This window comes from Sporosarcina soli, assembly GCF_042655805.1.
In the GTDB taxonomy this organism is placed as follows: Bacteria; Bacillota; Bacilli; order Bacillales_A; family Planococcaceae; genus Sporosarcina; species Sporosarcina soli.
In genome coordinates, this window is sequence record NZ_JBHSNO010000012.1 from 19,597 (window position 1) to 36,979 (window position 17,383).

Consider the following 17,383-nt stretch of genomic DNA (forward strand, 5'->3'; position numbering starts at 1 on the left):
CATAAAAAAACATGACAGGGAAATCCCCGTCATGCTTCATCGTCAATAAATTCTGGCTCCACTTTTTCAAGCTTCTCCTCTTTCAAAATGGTGTACATCGATGCTGCATCTTCTTTTTTCGTCGTATCTTTCAGCTGATCAATGTTCACTGTGACGATTTTCTGACCGAAACGAATCGCCAACTCATCGCCTTCTTTCACTACGGAAGAGGCTTTCGCAACTTTCCCATTGATCGTAATACGGCCTTGGTCAGCCACTTGTTTAGCAAGTGTCCGTCGTTTAATGAGGCGGGATACTTTCAAAAATTTATCAAGTCTCATGCATGCTCTCCCCTTTCTTTTGCTTGTTGCCAAAACGCTTCCAGTTCATCGAGTGTATAATCGGAAAAATGACCGCGGTCTTCTTTTACACAAGCTTCCACAAATGCAAAACGGGATTTGAATTTCTGGTTGGCATGGACCATCGCTTCCTCCGGAGAAAGTTTCAGGAAGCGGGAAATGTTGACGATTGTGAACAGCACATCTCCCAGTTCGTCCATTTGGCGTTCCTTCGTTCCTTGCTGGACCTCATGCTGGAACTCCTGCCATTCCTCTTTGAACTTTTCAATTGCCCCATCGATTGCCGGCCAATCAAACCCGACCCTTGCCGCCGCCTTCTGATAATTGAAGGATGTCAGAAGGGATGATGTATGACGGTCCTGTCCATCCAAAAGGGATGCCGTTTGCGGCTTTTCACTATTTTTAATCTCCTGCCAATTTTGAAGCACTTCTTCCGAGCTCTCTACATTGTCATTTCCGAAAACATGCGGATGACGACGGATCATTTTCGAAGCGACAGCTTGTAACACGTCCTCCATTGCAAAATATCCTTCATCTTCACCGATTTGTGCATGCAAGAACACTTGTAATAATACGTCCCCGAGTTCTTCAACAATAGCCTCGTCGTCCTGCTGATTGATCGCCTCAAGCAATTCATGCGCTTCCTCAATCAGATGTCGTTTCAATGTCTCGTGGGTTTGTTCGCGGTCCCAAGGACAGCCATCTGGTGCACGCAAGGCTGCGATGATCTCCCTGAAGGTCGACCAATCTTTCAACCGCTCCTCCCGCGAAACGGCCGGAGGGACATAGATCGTCGTCAAGTTGTCGATTTCAGTCACCCGGTCCAATTCAAACAATGGAACTGTCGTCAGTTTTTCATCCTTAGAACCTGCTGCTGTGACAATTGTCACCAGATGGTCATATGCGTACTTCTCCATAAGTGATAACTTCACTTCGGAGGCGACAAAAGCATCATACACTTGGGCAATCAACACATGTTGCGTCATCTGCACAGCATCCCGTTGGATATCCGTGCCGTCCAGCAACTGAAAACCTTCGATCGGATCGATGCGCAATGCCGCAAATATTGGATCCAGGAAGCTGTTTCCTCCTGCAATATCCAATTTGACGTCGCCTTCCCGCTCCTTCTCAATCAAAAGTTGAACAGTCCGTTCTGCGACAAGAGGATGCCCTGGAACAACATAGGTAACCGGACGTTCCCCACACATCTTCAGTAGCTCGTCTACAATCTTTTCATAGACTACTTGGAAGGAATCATTGTTTTCGTAAATTTCGTCGAAGCTTGTTAACGCGACACCCTCCGCCCTTAATTCCGCGATAGCAGGGTGCTGATCTGTCCGCGCGACAAGATGTTCCGCTTCTTTTAATTTTCGATAAGTCCCGATAGATAATTGAGCAAGGTCACCTGCCCCAAGACCGATCACTGTTAACTGATGCATCTTCTTCACCTTTTTCTATTATGGAGTCGTAATTGCAAGGTCGCTAAACGTTTGCCAAACGGCAGGAGATACCATTCTTTCTCCGTCATTATACGTGATTTCATGATGATGAACAGGAAAACAACCGCCCCTGCCGTTACAGATGTGAAGGCGATGAGCGTCGCTCCGATGCGGGATGGTAATTCATCGAACAGCATCCCATCCGCCACCAGCATCCACGGTAAGATGACCGTAGCCATAAGAGCAGTCGCCACCAGCACCCAGCCGTAAAAGCGACGTGGAGCCAGCTGGATTGGCCACACTTGTTTAAAATAAAGCACAAGACCTAGCGAAGTGGTTGCAAAACCAATATTGCCTGCAATCGCTGCCCCCGTGATGTCCCACAGAGGGATAAGAAGAAGATTGGCGATAATTTTTACCCCAAGCCCTCCTAGTAGGAACAGCGTTGGTACCTTCACTTTCCCCGCCCCTTGGAGGATGGCTGTTAAAGGTAATATGAGCGAAAGCCAAAAAATTTGCAGCGAGAAGAGGATAAGCGCCAGCGACCCATTACGCGTTTCAAACAGCATTTCATTGACATAAGGCAGTACAAGGGCGAGACCCGCTGCAGCAGCCCAACCAAATAGAACAGCGATCCGGAACGTCAACCGGACAAACGGCACCGCTCCCCGTCCTCCCTGCTTTGTCGTATGATGGGCAATCAAAGGAACGATAGCAAGTGCCAGCGTCGATGCAACGAGAATGCCCAGTTGCACTAGGGGTTGTCCGCGATCGTAAACGCCTTTCATCTCCATCGCTCTGTCGGCTACAAATCCGGAAGAAAGGAGGATATTGTAGATGGTAAACGAATCGACAAGCTGAAATAACAGGAGGATGAGGGAACTTGCACTGATGCTGACACTGACAACTGTCAATTCTTTTACGATGCGCCACGTATCCACCTTTGCGAAAGGTCCTTTGAACGCATTTTGGAAATAGAGCGCAAGAATCACCACTCCCACTATTTCCCCAACAACAGCTCCCCATATCGCAACTTCCCCTGCTGTATAGAGGGAAGCTCCTGTCCGTACTGCAAGCCATGTCCCAATCAGAATGACCGCAACGCGAAATGCCTGTTCACCGACTCCTGAAACAGCTACTGGGATCATCTGCCCTTTCGATTGAAATGAACCTTTCAATACGGCTAAAGCAGGCATCACCAACACAATATACGCTCCCGCCCGCAATAACGGGGATAGGGAAGGATCCCCCATGAGACGGGCAAAGAATGGAGCGAAAACAGTCAAAACGACAAAAAACAGCAAGGAGAGGATGAGTAGATACGAGAATGCCACACGCATCAGGGCTTTCGATTCCTCAACCTTTGTACTGCCCGCTAATAATTTGGACACGGCCACTGCAAAACCATACGACGTCCAAACGATAAAAATGCCGACGAATGGATACACTTGTTGGTAAATGTAGAACCCTTTATCTCCGACTAAATTTTGAAACGGCACCCGATACACCGCGCTGAGCAATTTCACGATAATTGCCGATATTGTCAGGATCGACGCACCTTTCATGAACGTTTTCATATCCCCTTGTTGCGTCATATCCATGCCTCTTTCTATAGGTACATCTTGCCCCCATTATACCATGAACGACTCATTGACCTATTTTCCGACTAATTCAGGTTTATTTCCTTCAGAGTAGGGGAAATCCCTATAGTAAGTATCGACTATTTGGTTTGACGAATGAACATAATTGAAATAATTCCAATATGAATATTCTAAGGGGGTAAGGAATATGAGAGCCATGTCTAAAAAACATATTCTTTTATTTCAAATTAACCATAAAAGAAAACGTATGTATGTAAAAGCAAAACGTTTTGGTTTTACTCATCCTGAAGTGGTAGCAGTCAGTCAAGAGTTGGATACATTATTAAATAAGTACCAAAGAATCAATTCTTTATAACCAATTACAGCATGATATTTGATCAATCACGCCTCGGCGTGATTGCGTCCAGATTTTGAATTGCGAATCGAACAGCGAAGAGTTCGATTTGCCGTATTGCTGCGGTTTTTGCAGAAATTAAGGCACTTTATCAGGGCGTCGCGGACTTAGACTGCCATCCATTATTTGTTCAGCAGGCGATTGAACACCCGCTGAACAGTAAACCAAAATGCATTCATCTCGCCAACTATGGAGGTGGGAGTTTTTTGCTGAATGAAGATAAAACAACCCTCGACAAATCGGTTGCCTCCGGTTTGTCGAGGGTGCACTTTTTCCACAAGCCTTCAACGTTGACTTGAGCTTCTCAAAATACGTAGGCAAAAATCTAAATCCGCCTGTAAATGGGCTTCCATGAGTTGTTGTGCCCTTTCGGTATCTCTTGCCTTAATGGCTTCATAGATCTCTTCATGCTCATCTATTAACCTTGGTCGTTTGTTGAGCACAACGGTTTTACGAAAGAGATAGATGATGGACTTCATCCGATCAATTGTATCGATCATTAAGGCATTCCCACTTGCCTGTACGATAATTTCATGAAAGCGTTCATTGGCTTCCATGATTTCTTCAAAGGAACCCTCTTTTCCCATTCGGATGCACTCGGAAAGCGATTGTAAATCTTCCTCTGCCAAATAGGTCGCCGCTGATTTTGCTGAGGCGCCTTCTAGCAGGCTCCTCACTTCAAATAGATCTATCAAGTCTTTTTCTGACGGTTGCACGACTTTCTTGTTCACTATAAGTCCTTCATGGGCCAGTTGCCGCAAAGAATCTCGAATAGGCGTACGGCTAAACCCTAATTCCGTCGCCAACTTTTCTTCCACGATTTTCGTACCACCTGGTATTTCTCCGTTGAGGATTCGATCCCGAATCACCTCATATGCTTGAAGGTATGCAGGGCGGGACTGTGTATTTTTTCGAGTCATGTCGTTCTCTCCTAATTTTCTATACCCTAATAATCTTAACGTTATCAAAAATAATAGATGAAGGAAAGTTTATCATCTTTCAGCAATTGTTTTTTTACTGAAGATGAAGACGACGGATGTCCACTTCAGTCTATTTTTCCGCACACAAAATAGTTTAATTTGTGTACAAAATATAATAAAAGGTATACAATAAAGGCGTTAAGATAGCTGTAAACGGTTACAGATCTACATGAATTCAACGTATTGCACAACATAAAGCAGGGAACACTCAAATCACTAGGAGGAATGAATATGTCGAAAAAAATTGGTTTTATCGGGTTAGGGATTATGGGGAAACCGATGGCATTAAATTTACTATCCAAAGGCTATGAACTTACAGTGAACGATTTAAATAAAGAAGCGGTACAAGCTTTAGTAGATGCCGGTGCAACAGCGGCAGATTCCGCCAAAGAGGTTGGTGCGAATAGCGATGTCATCATTACCATGCTTCCTGCCTCTCATCATGTTCAACAAGTCGTCTTAAGTGAAAACGGAGTGCTGAGCGGGGCCAAAAAAGGGTCCGTCATCATTGACATGAGCTCAATTTCGCCTGTCGTTTCACAAGAGATTGCCGCTCAAGCAGAAAAACAAGGAGTGGACATGCTCGATGCCCCTGTTAGTGGCGGAGAGCCGAAAGCGATAGACGGTACGCTTGCGATCATGGTTGGCGGCAAAGAAGAAGTATTTGAGCAAGTGAAAGATGTCCTAAGTGCAATGGGCTCCGAAATCACATTGGTTGGGACCAACGGAAGCGGTACGACAGCAAAATTAGCGAACCAAGTTATCGTGAACTTAAATATTGCTGCGATGTCGGAAGCTTTAGTATTGGCTGCAAAAGCAGGCATTGATGTCGAAAAAATGTACCAAGCGATCAGAGGCGGATTAGCCGGCAGTGCTGTACTTGACGCAAAAGTCCCATTGATCCTTGATCGAAATTTCGTAGCGGGTGGAAGAATCGATATTAACTTAAAAGATATTTCCAACGTGATGGAAACTGCACATAATATTGGTGTTCCAATGCCATTATCCAGCCACTTGTTGGAAATTTTCCATGCATTAAAAGTGGATGGAAAGGCTGCGGACGATCACGGCGGAATCGTTCAATATTATGAGAAACTCGCAAATGTGACAGTCGGGAGGGCTGAATGAATGGCCACAATCGGAAGTAAGGAAAAGAGAAATGTTCAAGACGTGTTCGGAAAAATCCCAGAAATTGATGGACAAGCCGTCAAGCAGATGCTTCAAAACAAATTGAAGGATTTAAACAAAAAAATTATTGTGCTTGATGACGACCCAACAGGTGTTCAAACGGTTCACGGCATTTCCGTCTATACGGATTGGTCAGTGGAAAGTTTGACGCAAGGATTTCAAGAAGAGAATTCCATGTTTTTCATCCTGACGAACTCCAGAGGATTGACTGTTGCCGAAACGGAAGAAACACATACGGAAATCGCCAAAAACATTGTCGAAGTCGCCAAAAAACTAAATAAGGAATTTATCGTCATCAGTCGTGGTGATTCCACATTGCGCGGTCATTACCCTCTCGAAACAGAGGTGTTAAAAAATACGATTGAAGCAAATTTGGATCTCCGTTATGACGGAGAAGTCATTTTGCCGTTTTTCAAAGAAGGCGGCCGTTTCACAGTGGACAATATTCACTATGTGCAATATGACGACATTTTGGTACCAGCTGGTGAGACGGAATTTGCGAGTGACAGAACATTTGGTTACTCAAGCTCCCACTTAGGTGAATATGTCGAAGAAAAAACAAACGGTGCATTCCAATCGGAAAATACGACGTACATTACACTTGAAAGTTTACGAGCATTTGATGTTGATGGCATTGCAAACCAATTGCTGCAAGTGAACGATTTCAATAAAGTTGTTGTGAATGCAGTCGATTATGTAGATGTAGAAGTTTTCGTCATCGCGCTCATCCAAGCGATGAAAGACGGAAAACAGTTCATGTTCAGAAGTGCGGCAGCCCTCACAAAAGTGATCGGCGGCGTCAGCGACAAAGCACTACTGACGAAAGAGGAATTGATTCGACAAGAGACGGATCACGGCGGTTTGATCCTCGTCGGTTCGCACGTTAAAAAGACGACGGAACAACTGGAAGTATTAAAAACAAAGGATATGATCGAGTTCATCGAGTTCGATAGCCATCTCGTCTTGCAACCTAAAAATTTCCAAACAGAAGTCGACCGAGTAATCGAAGCGACCGAGAACTTTATCCGCACTGGTAAAACTGTGACGGTGTACACGAGACGGGAAAGACTTGACCTTGGAGCAGGGAAACAGGAAGAAGAACTGAAACTCTCTGTTAAAATTGCAGACGCAGTCACTAGCATTGTCCAACGCTTAAGCGTAAGACCTAAATACATCATCGCGAAAGGCGGCATTACGTCCAGCGATATTGGCACAAAAGGCCTGCAAGTTAAACGAGCGACAGTCGCCGGGCAAATTAAGCCAGGTATCCCTGTATGGATTACTGGAGAGGAAAGTAAGTTCCCGGGCATGACGTATGTCATCTTCCCAGGCAATGTAGGCGCCGTGACGACTTTAAAAGAGACCGTTGATATTTTAAATGACTAATCCGATGATTCTTCAAGGAAGAGATGGAGGGCATTTCACATGTTAGTAAATACCAAAGAAATTTTACAGCGTGCACAGCAAGAGAAATACGCCGTAGCCGCCTTTAATGTATACAATTTAGAAACGGTTCAAGCAGCCGTACGCGTTGCGGAGCAGGAAAATCAGCCGGTCATTATCGCATTAGGTGAACGCTATTTCCCGACAGTTGACGTTGAAGGTTTTGCTGCTTTCGTTCAAGCGCTGGCTGCAAAATCTTCTGTTCCGATTGCACTTCACCTAGATCATGCTTATGAAAAAGAATCGATTATCCGTGCCATCCGTTGCGGGTTTACGTCCGTGATGTTCGACGGTTCCAACTATGATTTAGAGGAAAATATCCGTCTTACAAAAGAGATTACAGAAATTGCCCATATGGCTGGTGTATCTGTCGAAGCGGAAATTGGTTCGTTAGCCAAAGGGGATTTCTCCGACGAAGAAGAAGGCGATGGTACATTGACGGACCCACAATCTGCAAAAGACTTTGTCAATGCGACAGGTGTCGACTTTTTGGCAGCCGCTATCGGAACGGTTCACGGGATGTACAAAGGAGAACCTAAAATTGACTTGGCTCTGTTAGAACAAATTCAACAGGCTGTCACTGTTCCCCTTGTCCTCCATGGAGGTTCAGGCACACCTGATGAGATCATCAAACAAGCGATACAACTTGGAATCTGCAAAGTCAATGTAAATACGGAAGTATCCATGGCGGCTGTTTCCTATTTACAAAACTACTTTGATGATAAAACAATGGTCCATCTTTCGACTGTGATGGCTGAAACGCAACAAGCTATGGAGCCCGTCATGACGAAATTTGTTCGGTTATTTGCAAACAAGTAAAATGTTTCATTCCCAGTCAGGTTGAAATAGAAATTTGATCCTTAATGCGCTGGCAGGGGCGCCTTATCTTCCAGTCCCCTTACCGGCGCATAACAAACAATGAAAGAAGGATAAAGTACAATGCCGATCGTATCCATCTGTATAGGAGTTGCTGTATTACTTCTATTGATGATTGTATTTAAATTGAATGCATTTATCTCTTTAATTCTTGTTGCCTTAGTAGTTGGGATATTAGAAGGAATGTCGCCAATTGACGCAATTACATCCGTTCAAAGCGGTTTAGGTGGAACGCTCGGAAGTCTGACGATGATTATTATTTTCGGGGCGATCCTTGGTAAACTGATGACCGATTCAGGTGGTGCACAAAGAATTGCGACGACTCTTATTCAATCATTTGGAAAAAAGAGAGTTCAACTTGCGGCCGTCTTAACCGCATCTGTCGTAGGGATTGCCCTATTTTTTGAAACTGGGGTCGTTGTCTTAATTCCGTTAGTATTTACGATTGCGGCTGCAGCCGGCGTACCGATTCTTTATATCGGGATGCCTGTCATTGCTGCGCTCATTACGATGCACGGCTTTGTGCCGCCGCATCCCGGGCCAACCGCTGTTGCGAGTGTATTTGAAGCAAATATCGGAAAAACGATGATCTATGGGATTATTATTGCGATTCCTGCGATCATTATTGGCGGCCCACTGTTTACGAAGTTGTTCAAAAAAGAAGATTTAGAGGTCGAAATTCCAAAAGAATTATTCAATCCGAAAGAATTTAAAGAGGAAGAAATGCCAGGCTTCCTAACAAGTCTACTTACCTCTTTAATGCCAGTCATTTTGATTGCCTCACAAGTCATTGTCGAGATTGCAGTTCCAGAATCCGCCGTTATGCCGTTCTTTGACTTTATCGGTAATCCAAATGTCGCATTGCTCCTTTCCGTCATTCTTGCCTTCTTTACGTTCGGCTTGAATCGAGGCAAGAAGATGAAGGAGGTCATGCAATCCGTTGCTGAAGCTGTCAGCGGAATTTCCATGATTCTCCTCATTATTGCAGGCGGTGGCGCGTTCAAGCAAGTATTGATCGATAGTCATATTGACCAATACATTGCCGATATCATGGCAGGATCGACGCTTTCTCCACTCCTTCTCACATGGTTGATTGCCGCTATTTTACGAGTTGCCGTCGGTTCAGCTACTGTAGCAGGTATGACAGCAGCAGGTATTGCAGCGCCGCTTATCGGAATCACCGGTGTTAGCCCGGAACTGATGGTATTAGCTGCCGGTGCAGGAAGTATCACGTTCTCCCATGTCAATGACGCTGGTTTTTGGATTTACAAAGAGTACTTTAATCTTTCCATCGGGAAAACGATCAAAACTTGGTCCATCATGGTGACAATCCTATCCATCGTAGGACTAGCAGGTGTTTTACTGATCAATATGTTTGTCTCTTAATAACAAAAAGTGCCTTCTTCTATCGCATAGACGGTAGAAAGAAGGCACTTTTTATATTGAGGTGACAAATGGGTCAGTACATCCACTCTTTGAAATTTGTAAAGTTCCGTTCATCTTCCGTTCACTTTCCATTTATCCTCCGTTCATTTAACGGAAATATACTTTAGTTAACAAGAAAAACGGAGGCGTAGCAATGAATATTGCATGGAAAGAAATGAAGAAGAACAAAGGAAAGTTTATGATTTTAGGTTCCATCATTTTTCTGGTCAGTTTTTTAACATTTATCATTTCTGGATTATCAAACGGGCTTTCTCAAGATAATGCAGCCCTCATAAAAAACTTGCCAGATGGCCAATTTTTTATGAATGCCAATGCAAATGAAACGTACAATCTTTCAAGAGTCGATGAGGACCTACAGGCGAACTTATTGACTGAACAGAAAGATGCAGTTGCCCTTTCCATTCAAATGGGTTTTGTTAATGACACGGATGACAAACAGCACAGTGTCTCATTTGTCGCCTCTACCGATTCCGAGTTATTTGAGTCGGTCGGGCGTGGAGAAATCATCTTAGACCGTTCTTTGGAAGATGCCGGTATCAAAGTTGGGGATATTTTGACAAACAATCAATTCAGCGGAGAATTTATAGTGAAGGGCTTTGTCGATCAACAAAAATTTAGCCACGCGCCCGTTGCTTTCATTAACATGGACAATTACAAAGAAATGTATCGTGTCCATGAAATGCAATTGATCTTCATACCAGGAGATGACAAGGTGGAAGTCATTTCATCCCTACAAGCTTTTTCAAACAAGGAGTTTCTCAACACGATACCAAGTTACAATGCAGAACAAATGTCCCTCAATATGATTATTTGGTTTTTAGTCGTCATTAGCGGCATGTTGTTCGCTATTTTCTTCTACATGATGAATGTACAAAAAATCGGATTGTACGGGATTTTGAAAGCAATCGGCGTAAAAACAAACAAATTGTTTAACATGATGTGGTACCAAATGATTGTCATCACGTGTATTGCACTCGCCTTCTCCATAGCGTTAAGCCAGGTCTTTACAATGATTGCCCCTGAAAGTATGCCTTTCAGTTTAACAGTGAAAACAACCATCCAATTATCTATTCTATTCATGATTATCGGATTCATCGGTGCAACACTATCCGGTCTTCAAATTAAAAAAGTGGAGCCCCTGCAAGCTATCCAACAAGGAGAGGTGTAACATGACAATTTTCACGATCAATGAGGTGACAAAAACATTTACAAATGGTGAAGTCGATGAACAAGTATTAAAAGGAATCAATCTTTCCCTTCAGGAGGGGGAAATCACGGCTTTGATAGGCGCATCAGGATCCGGTAAAAGTACAATCCTGACAATTGCTGCAGGACTCCAAAGTGCCACTGACGGTCAAATTCTTTTCCATGGAAAAAACATGACGGATATGAGCCAGGAGCAAATACGGAAAATCCGGGCAAGTGAATTCGGTTTTGTCTTTCAGTCCTCTCACCTTGTCCCTTTTCTAACAGTGGAAGAACAATTGCTACTAATGTTAGACGTCTCGGAAACGAAGTTGAGCAAACGAGCACGAAACGAGGAAATCGAAAAGATCCTCCAATGGGTCGACATGAATCATCGAAAAAATGCTTACCCCTCTTCACTCTCAGGTGGCGAAAAACAACGTGTGGCCATTGCGCGTGCCATTATTCACAAGCCCAAAATATTATTTGCAGATGAACCGACGGCGAGCCTTGACTCGAAAAGGTCAAAAGACGTCATGACATTGATTCGCAAATTGACGAAAACGCTCCAGATCACAACGCTAATGGTGACGCATGATGACGAGATGCTCCCTTACGCAGATCGTATTATTACGATGAAAGATGGGTTGATTTTATAAAGACCACCCCACTCCTCCTTGAATATATATTCTAGTAATTGTATATTCACTTAAAAAGGGAGGGTATCCAATGAAAATAGTATCGGCCAAAGCAACGGACGCACCCACGCTTCACAACTTAATGATTCAAGCGTTTAGTGTATACAAAGACGAAATTCCTCCATCCAGTGCATTAGAAGAAACGGTACACTCGATAACACACGCTTTGGAAGGTGGAGAACGAGCCCTCATTTGTACGATGAAGGAAGAACCTGTCGGAATGGTTCGCTTTCAACTGTATGAAAATGAAGTCTACTTTTATCGGTTATCTGTACTGCCAGAAAAGCAAGGACAAGGATTGGCTAAGAAGCTATTGGGATCACTGGAATCCTATGCCCTTGAACAAGGAAAGAACGTCATACGGTGCAAAGTTCGCATGACTGTGCAAAAAAATATTCAGTTATACCGTTCAATCGGCTACCACATCTATGACGAAGAAACGATTTCCAAACCAAACGGTCTTTCCGTACCAGTTGTGTCCATGATGAAAAAACTATAAAGAAACAGCCCTCACGAACCGATTAAAAATCCGGTGCATGCGGGCTGTTTTCTATTGTTCCATCTGTTTTGCTAAAAAGTGTGCAGCTGTTTCAGCGGCCTTCTGTTCCGGTTCGCCAATAAAATGCACTTTCGATAAAAGGTAGACAGCACCGATCGTATCACCGGCTGCCACAATCGGTGCAACGCAATACGATTTGACTTGTTCAACTTGTCCCGGCACCCATTCCACCGCTTTTTCCAGTTTTTCCGTGACGATTTTTCGGCCTGCCAAGAGCTCCTCAGCGTCCGGTGATAGCTGACGGTTCAAATAATCTTTCTTTGATAAACCGGACACAGCAAGCATTTCATCTCGATCACTAATCAGTGCAGGAGTACCGAGTGTTTCATATAGCGTTTCCGCATACTCCTTGGCAAATTGCCCTAGTTCCGAAATGGGTGAGTATTTTTTCAAGATCACTTCGCCGTCCCGGTCGGTAAAAATTTCAAGCGGATCTCCTTCACGGATACGTAATGTCCGTCGAATTTCCTTCGGAATAACTACCCTTCCCAGATCGTCGATTCTGCGGACGATTCCTGTTGCTTTCATGCATGATGCCTCACTTTCCACAAAATTAAAAATCGACTTCATTTCTGTTTTAGTATGCATCATACATGGACATTTTATGCAAGATGTCCTTTAGACGGAATCAATAACAGCGGTTTCCTTTTTAGACGATTGGAGAAGTTGCATGATCTCCTCTAAAATATCGAATTCGGTCTTCTGCCCTGTATGGCGTTCGTCAACGGTTAACACCAACTGACTATTCTCCATAGAAAATCCGACAGCACGTCCGAATTGCATGGAGTCTCCGACAAGTTTAGCGCCGTCTGTTTCAGCAGTTCCTTCTGGCGACATTCGCACTTCGATTTGATGTTGCTGTTTTTTAATCGACTCGACTCCTGCCTTTCGCCCCCATGCTTTTATACGCGCGATACGGAGCAACAGATCGGCTTCTAACGGCAAGTCGCCGAAGCGGTCCGTCATCTCATCGACAAGCTCTGTATAATCCTCTACGCTGTCGATTGCTTTCACCCGTTTATACATTTGGATCTTTTGGAAACCGTCACGGATATACTCGTCCGGAAGATAAGCATTGACCGGTAAAGAAATTTCGACATCGGGGATATCTGCTTTCACAATACCTGTCTGTTTCTCTTCAATGGCATCTTGTAACATTTGCGAATACAGGTCAAAACCGACCGAGTCGATGAAGCCGTGCTGCTGGGAACCGAGTAAGTTTCCTGCCCCACGAATCGACAAGTCACGCATCGCAATTTTAAAGCCAGATCCTAACTCGGTAAATTCTTTAATCGCTTGTAGACGGCTTTCGGCGACCTCTGTCAGCACTTTGTCACGCTGGTAAAGGAAGTACGCATACGCAACACGATTGGAACGACCAACCCGCCCACGAAGCTGGTACAGTTGCGACAAGCCCATGCGGTCAGCATCATGAACAATTAGCGTGTTGACATTCGGAATATCGATACCTGTTTCAATGATCGTCGTTGTGACAAGTACATCGTATTCACCTTCTAGAAAACTCAGAATAATCGACTCAAGTGCAGCCTCTCCCATTTGTCCGTGAGCGAAACCGACACGTGCATCCGGTACGAGTTGTTTAATCTCATCAACTTTTCGCGCCATATCCTCTACCCGGTTGTATAAGTAGAACACTTGCCCACCCCGAGCCATTTCCCGTTCAATCGCCTCCCGAACAAGGGCGAAATTATGCTCCATCACATACGTCTGGACTGGAAAACGGTTAGATGGCGGGGTTTCGATGACGGATAAGTCCCGTACACCGAGCATCGACATATGAAGCGTACGCGGTATCGGCGTTGCCGTTAATGTCAGGACGTCGACATTCGTTTTCAACTGCTTGATTTTTTCTTTATGGGTAACGCCAAATCGTTGCTCTTCATCTACAATAAGCAAGCCGAGATCTTGATACACAACATCTTTGGATAACAGACGATGAGTCCCTACTACAACGTCAATTGTGCCGGCTTTCAAGCCTTTCAACGTTTCTGTCTGTTGTTTTTTCGTCCGGAAACGGTTCAGCAGTGAAACTTCAACCGGAAAGCCTGAAAAACGCTCTTTCATCGTTTCGTAATGCTGTTGTGCCAAGATGGTTGTCGGCACTAGAAATGCAACTTGCTTGCCGTCTGCTACCGCTTTGAATGCGGCACGGATGGCCACTTCTGTTTTTCCGTATCCGACATCTCCGCATAGCAACCGATCCATTGGACGCTCTTTTTCCATGTCCTGTTTTATTTCTTTAATGGACCGGAGCTGATCATCCGTTTCGTCATAAGGGAATGCATTTTCAAAGGACCGTTGTAAATCGTCATCCTGTGCAAATGCGTAACCTTTTTCCGATTCCCGCTTCGCATAGAGCTTGATCAAATCGTCTGCGATATCTTGGACGGCCGCCGATACTTTACTTTTCGTCTTCTTCCAATCCGTCCCGCCAAGCTTGTGCAATTTGGGCTCTTTTTCACCGGAAGCGACATATTTCTGTATCAAATCGATCTGATCTGCAGGTACAAATAACTTATCTTCCCCACGATAACGGATATCTAAGTAATCTTTATGGATGCCGCCGACCTCAAGTGTAACAACTCCGTAATACTTCCCGATTCCATGATGGACATGAACGATATAATCGCCCGGTTTAATCTCCGAATAGCTTTTGATCCGTTCAGCATTGGTCATTTTTTGTGGACGTGCTTTACGTTTTGCCTTGCCTTGAAACAATTCCGAATCTGTTACGACAACGGCTTGTTGTAAAGGCAATTCAAATCCTGCCGACAAATCACCATCGAGAATCGCTATCGTCCCATCTTTTACAGACGTTCCGTCGAGTTTCGCAGTGATATCATAATCTTGCAGGATCGCCTGTACTTGCTGCATCCGCTCTGCTCCATCCGCAATGATGAACACATTGTATCGGCCTTGTTGCCATCTCTCCATCTCATTTTTCAGTAAATTCATCTGCCCGTGAAATTGCTGCATCGGTTTACAGGAGAATGTTACTTTTTTCTTAATGGTGATTCCCGGTATGGAACGGACAAATAGAGATAGATAGATTCTCCGTTGCTCCAACATTGCGTTTACTTCGTCGAATGAGAACGAGATTTCGGCATCATGTACAATCTTCCCGTCTTCTAGAAGTGTGATGATCCATTCCTTTTCTTCTGATTCCAAAGAAGAAACGACTTCTACAATCCTTCCGATTTCATCGAATGAAACAACACCCTCACTCGGGAAATAACTTGCCAAGGATGCCGATTCCGATGCGAAAGAAGCATATTTCAACATATTCTCGGGTACGATTCCATCTCTCATTAACCCGATATCGCCCGTTATATGTAGTGTCATCTGCTCTTTCGCATTGACGTCTTTCATTTTCTTCAAACTGTTTCCAAGCGCTTGCTCCAACTTTTCTGCAATGTCGCTTAACGATTGGGCAGACCAAACGAACTCAGCTGCCGGAAGGATTGAAATGTCCTCCAACTTGCCTGTCGAGCGTTGGTCATCCGCCGAAAATGTCCGGATTGAATCGACATCCGTATCGAATAATTCGATTCGGATCGGATCATCCATATATAACGGATACAAATCCAAAATACCGCCACGCACCGCAAATTCTCCCGGCGCAGTCACCATGTCTTGCCGTGTGTATCCCATGGCGACAAGCCGAACGAGCCACTCGTCAATGTCAATTGTTTCCCCTACTTTGGTGAACAATGCACTAGACAACCACTGTTCTTTCGTCGGCAACCATTTTTTCATCCCCGCAATCGGCGTGATATAAATCCCTTTACCAATCCTCGCCATATGATCTAATGTATCGATCCTTTGTGCACGAAGCTCATAACTCGAAACGGAGAAGTCCGCTGCAATCAATTCCTCCGCAGGATATAGATGAACGAACGACTCGCCAAGCATCTTCACAAGGTCTTCATACGTGCGCTGCGCTTGCAATAAATTGGGAGAAATGATGAGTATGGGCTTTTCCAGAGTTTGTTGAAGCGCTTTAAAAAATATCGACTTAGCCCCTCCGGACAATCCCGCTATCAATTGACGATCCTTCCCCGCCTGTAACTCTTCTTTCAATTTGCCAATCTCTTTTTCTTGTAAAAACAAATCTATAAGCGCTTCCATTAGTGTGGCACATCCTTTCCAGCGTTCATTTTAAGAGTCATCGAGACTCTGTATTATTTATCTTCGTTCAGCGAATATTTTTTGTACTGAAAGCGAAGCGTCAGCTACGGAAGCCCCAGTGGGTACTACCGCTTAAGCGAGTTATATGCAGAAAAAGCTTTGAACGCCGTCTAGCGCCAAAGCGTACAACCTATTGAAGCCATTTGCTGAGTGTATAATAGTCCGGAAAACGTAGAAGCGATTGTTCACACTGTTCACATATGCAACGCACCGTCAAATTTCCGTCCTGTTCCACTGTAAGAAACCGCTCTTCTTCCCCTTCATCCAACTTTTGAAGCTCCAGAATCGTGTCTTTCGCCGATTCGAATGGGAGTGTCCCGATTTCAGTATTACAATGCCTGCATCTATAATGGATTGCCATATTCATCCCGCCCCTTTTTCTCAAAGTATAGGCGAGAGACGTCCCCATTATTCGTTAGACGCCATTATAGTCGTTCATCACTTCAAGAAATGGTCGGCTCAGCCATGCTTCGCAAGCGGATGCACTCTTCTGGACCATCTCTTCAATGGACGGGATCTCTTCTTTAGCAAATGGCGCCAATACGTAATCGGCCACTTTCATACCGCCTGTTGGGCGCCCAATACCGATCCGGATTCTATTGAATTGGTCGGTTCCAATATGTGCAATCAGCGACTTCATCCCGTTATGTCCTCCCGCACTACCTTTTTGACGCAAGCGGATCGTCCCCGGTGCAATATCGAGATCGTCATATAGGACAACGATATCTTCTACAGCCACATCATAATAATCCATCAATGGACGGACACATTCCCCAGATAGGTTCATATAGGTGAGAGGCTTCACAAGCATCACCTTGCCTTCCGGGCGATGGATGACTGTATGCATGCCATTGAATTTAGATTGCATGACAGGGGCCGATAATCGGTCACAAAGCGCATCAATGACATGGAAGCCCACGTTATGACGCGTTCTTTCATATTGTTTCCCCGGATTCCCGAGTCCAATGATCATTTTCATCGATTTCCTCTTCCCTCTTCCTTTTCATCAATTGCGTCCACTTTTTTA

The 17,383-nt window shown here is 44.5% G+C and carries 16 protein-coding genes; 8 read left to right on the plus strand and 8 right to left on the minus strand.

Annotated elements, in window-relative coordinates; all coding sequences use genetic code 11:
* Positions 1-29: 29 nt before the first annotated feature.
* Genes ACFPRA_RS18580 through ACFPRA_RS18590 form a run of 3 tightly spaced genes read right to left on the minus strand, consistent with a single transcriptional unit; the run spans position 30 to position 3,372 of the window.
* Positions 30-320, minus strand: coding sequence for an RNA-binding S4 domain-containing protein (locus ACFPRA_RS18580; protein ID WP_381438000.1), 291 nt, complete (start codon positions 318-320; stop codon positions 30-32).
* Positions 317-1,777: a bifunctional methyltransferase/pyrophosphohydrolase YabN gene (yabN, locus tag ACFPRA_RS18585; RefSeq protein WP_381438002.1), complete on the minus strand. Its 1,461-nt coding sequence runs from the start codon at positions 1,775-1,777 to the stop codon at positions 317-319. The genes ACFPRA_RS18580 and yabN overlap by 4 nt, the downstream gene beginning before the upstream one ends.
* 5 nt (positions 1,778-1,782) lie before the next feature.
* Positions 1,783-3,372: a putative polysaccharide biosynthesis protein gene (locus ACFPRA_RS18590; RefSeq protein ID WP_381438004.1), complete on the minus strand. Its 1,590-nt coding sequence runs from the start codon at positions 3,370-3,372 to the stop codon at positions 1,783-1,785.
* Positions 3,373-3,565: 193 nt separating this feature from the next.
* Between ACFPRA_RS18590 and ACFPRA_RS18595 the strand changes: the two genes are divergently transcribed.
* The gene (locus tag ACFPRA_RS18595) at positions 3,566-3,733 is read left to right on the plus strand and encodes an aspartyl-phosphate phosphatase Spo0E family protein (RefSeq protein WP_381438007.1); all 168 of its coding nucleotides are present in this window, start codon (positions 3,566-3,568) and stop codon (positions 3,731-3,733) included.
* Positions 3,734-4,056: 323 nt separating this feature from the next.
* On the opposite strand, the gene ACFPRA_RS18600 is transcribed toward ACFPRA_RS18595, so the two are convergent.
* Positions 4,057-4,692, minus strand: coding sequence for a GntR family transcriptional regulator (locus tag ACFPRA_RS18600; protein ID WP_381438009.1), 636 nt, complete (start codon positions 4,690-4,692; stop codon positions 4,057-4,059).
* A 291-nt stretch (positions 4,693-4,983) separates the two neighbouring features.
* Here ACFPRA_RS18600 and garR point away from each other — a divergent pair, with 291 nt between their 5' ends.
* The 7 genes from garR (at position 4,984) to ACFPRA_RS18635 (ending at position 12,087) form a co-directional block, all read left to right on the plus strand.
* Positions 4,984-5,880 carry a 2-hydroxy-3-oxopropionate reductase gene (garR, locus tag ACFPRA_RS18605; protein ID WP_381438011.1) on the plus strand — a complete coding sequence of 299 codons (897 nt, stop codon included), beginning with the start codon at positions 4,984-4,986 and terminating at the stop codon, positions 5,878-5,880.
* Positions 5,881-7,326 (plus strand): four-carbon acid sugar kinase family protein, encoded by a 1,446-nt coding sequence (locus ACFPRA_RS18610; protein ID WP_381438013.1) that lies wholly within the window; start codon positions 5,881-5,883, stop codon positions 7,324-7,326.
* A 39-nt stretch (positions 7,327-7,365) separates the two neighbouring features.
* Entirely contained in the window at positions 7,366-8,202 is an 837-nt protein-coding gene (locus ACFPRA_RS18615) for a class II fructose-bisphosphate aldolase (RefSeq protein WP_381438016.1), read from the plus strand.
* Between the two features lie 120 nt (positions 8,203-8,322).
* The gene (locus ACFPRA_RS18620) at positions 8,323-9,645 is read left to right on the plus strand and encodes a gluconate:H+ symporter (protein ID WP_381438018.1); all 1,323 of its coding nucleotides are present in this window, start codon (positions 8,323-8,325) and stop codon (positions 9,643-9,645) included.
* Between the two features lie 193 nt (positions 9,646-9,838).
* On the plus strand, positions 9,839-10,873 hold the full coding sequence (locus ACFPRA_RS18625) for an ABC transporter permease (RefSeq protein ID WP_381438020.1): 1,035 nt from the start codon (positions 9,839-9,841) through the stop codon (positions 10,871-10,873).
* Position 10,874: 1 nt separating this feature from the next.
* Positions 10,875-11,549 carry an ABC transporter ATP-binding protein gene (locus ACFPRA_RS18630; RefSeq protein ID WP_381438022.1) on the plus strand — a complete coding sequence of 225 codons (675 nt, stop codon included), beginning with the start codon at positions 10,875-10,877 and terminating at the stop codon, positions 11,547-11,549.
* 70 nt (positions 11,550-11,619) lie between these two features.
* Positions 11,620-12,087 carry a GNAT family N-acetyltransferase gene (locus ACFPRA_RS18635; RefSeq protein ID WP_381438025.1) on the plus strand — a complete coding sequence of 156 codons (468 nt, stop codon included), beginning with the start codon at positions 11,620-11,622 and terminating at the stop codon, positions 12,085-12,087.
* A 51-nt stretch (positions 12,088-12,138) separates the two neighbouring features.
* On the opposite strand, the gene spoVT is transcribed toward ACFPRA_RS18635, so the two are convergent.
* From spoVT to pth, 4 genes are all read right to left on the minus strand, one after another.
* Positions 12,139-12,675, minus strand: coding sequence for a stage V sporulation protein T (gene spoVT / locus ACFPRA_RS18640; RefSeq protein ID WP_239392496.1), 537 nt, complete (start codon positions 12,673-12,675; stop codon positions 12,139-12,141).
* Positions 12,676-12,765: 90 nt separating this feature from the next.
* Positions 12,766-16,296 carry a transcription-repair coupling factor gene (gene mfd / locus ACFPRA_RS18645; protein WP_381438028.1) on the minus strand — a complete coding sequence of 1,177 codons (3,531 nt, stop codon included), beginning with the start codon at positions 16,294-16,296 and terminating at the stop codon, positions 12,766-12,768.
* A gap of 190 nt (positions 16,297-16,486) precedes the next feature.
* Complete coding sequence (locus ACFPRA_RS18650) at positions 16,487-16,717, minus strand: anti-sigma-F factor Fin (protein ID WP_381438030.1); 231 nt, start codon at positions 16,715-16,717, stop codon at positions 16,487-16,489.
* Between the two features lie 54 nt (positions 16,718-16,771).
* Positions 16,772-17,335, minus strand: a complete 564-nt coding sequence (gene pth / locus ACFPRA_RS18655) for an aminoacyl-tRNA hydrolase (RefSeq protein WP_381438034.1) — start codon at positions 17,333-17,335, stop codon at positions 16,772-16,774.
* Positions 17,336-17,383: the final 48 nt, after the last annotated feature.

Bases quoted from the DNA above. Each gene is read 5' to 3' on its own strand.
- ACFPRA_RS18580 (WP_381438000.1), bottom strand. From the start codon at position 320: ATGAGACTTGATAAATTTTTGAAAGTATCCCGCCTCATTAAACGACGG.
- yabN (WP_381438002.1), bottom strand. From the start codon at position 1,777: ATGCATCAGTTAACAGTGATCGGTCTTGGGGCAGGTGACCTTGCTCAA.
- ACFPRA_RS18590 (WP_381438004.1), bottom strand. From the start codon at position 3,372: ATGACGCAACAAGGGGATATGAAAACGTTCATGAAAGGTGCGTCGATC.
- ACFPRA_RS18595 (WP_381438007.1), top strand. From the start codon at position 3,566: ATGAGAGCCATGTCTAAAAAACATATTCTTTTATTTCAAATTAACCAT.
- ACFPRA_RS18600 (WP_381438009.1), bottom strand. From the start codon at position 4,692: ATGACTCGAAAAAATACACAGTCCCGCCCTGCATACCTTCAAGCATAT.
- garR (WP_381438011.1), top strand. From the start codon at position 4,984: ATGTCGAAAAAAATTGGTTTTATCGGGTTAGGGATTATGGGGAAACCG.
- ACFPRA_RS18610 (WP_381438013.1), top strand. From the start codon at position 5,881: ATGGCCACAATCGGAAGTAAGGAAAAGAGAAATGTTCAAGACGTGTTC.
- ACFPRA_RS18615 (WP_381438016.1), top strand. From the start codon at position 7,366: ATGTTAGTAAATACCAAAGAAATTTTACAGCGTGCACAGCAAGAGAAA.
- ACFPRA_RS18620 (WP_381438018.1), top strand. From the start codon at position 8,323: ATGCCGATCGTATCCATCTGTATAGGAGTTGCTGTATTACTTCTATTG.
- ACFPRA_RS18625 (WP_381438020.1), top strand. From the start codon at position 9,839: ATGAATATTGCATGGAAAGAAATGAAGAAGAACAAAGGAAAGTTTATG.
- ACFPRA_RS18630 (WP_381438022.1), top strand. From the start codon at position 10,875: ATGACAATTTTCACGATCAATGAGGTGACAAAAACATTTACAAATGGT.
- ACFPRA_RS18635 (WP_381438025.1), top strand. From the start codon at position 11,620: ATGAAAATAGTATCGGCCAAAGCAACGGACGCACCCACGCTTCACAAC.
- spoVT (WP_239392496.1), bottom strand. From the start codon at position 12,675: ATGAAAGCAACAGGAATCGTCCGCAGAATCGACGATCTGGGAAGGGTA.
- mfd (WP_381438028.1), bottom strand. From the start codon at position 16,296: ATGGAAGCGCTTATAGATTTGTTTTTACAAGAAAAAGAGATTGGCAAA.
- ACFPRA_RS18650 (WP_381438030.1), bottom strand. From the start codon at position 16,717: ATGGCAATCCATTATAGATGCAGGCATTGTAATACTGAAATCGGGACA.
- pth (WP_381438034.1), bottom strand. From the start codon at position 17,335: ATGAAAATGATCATTGGACTCGGGAATCCGGGGAAACAATATGAAAGA.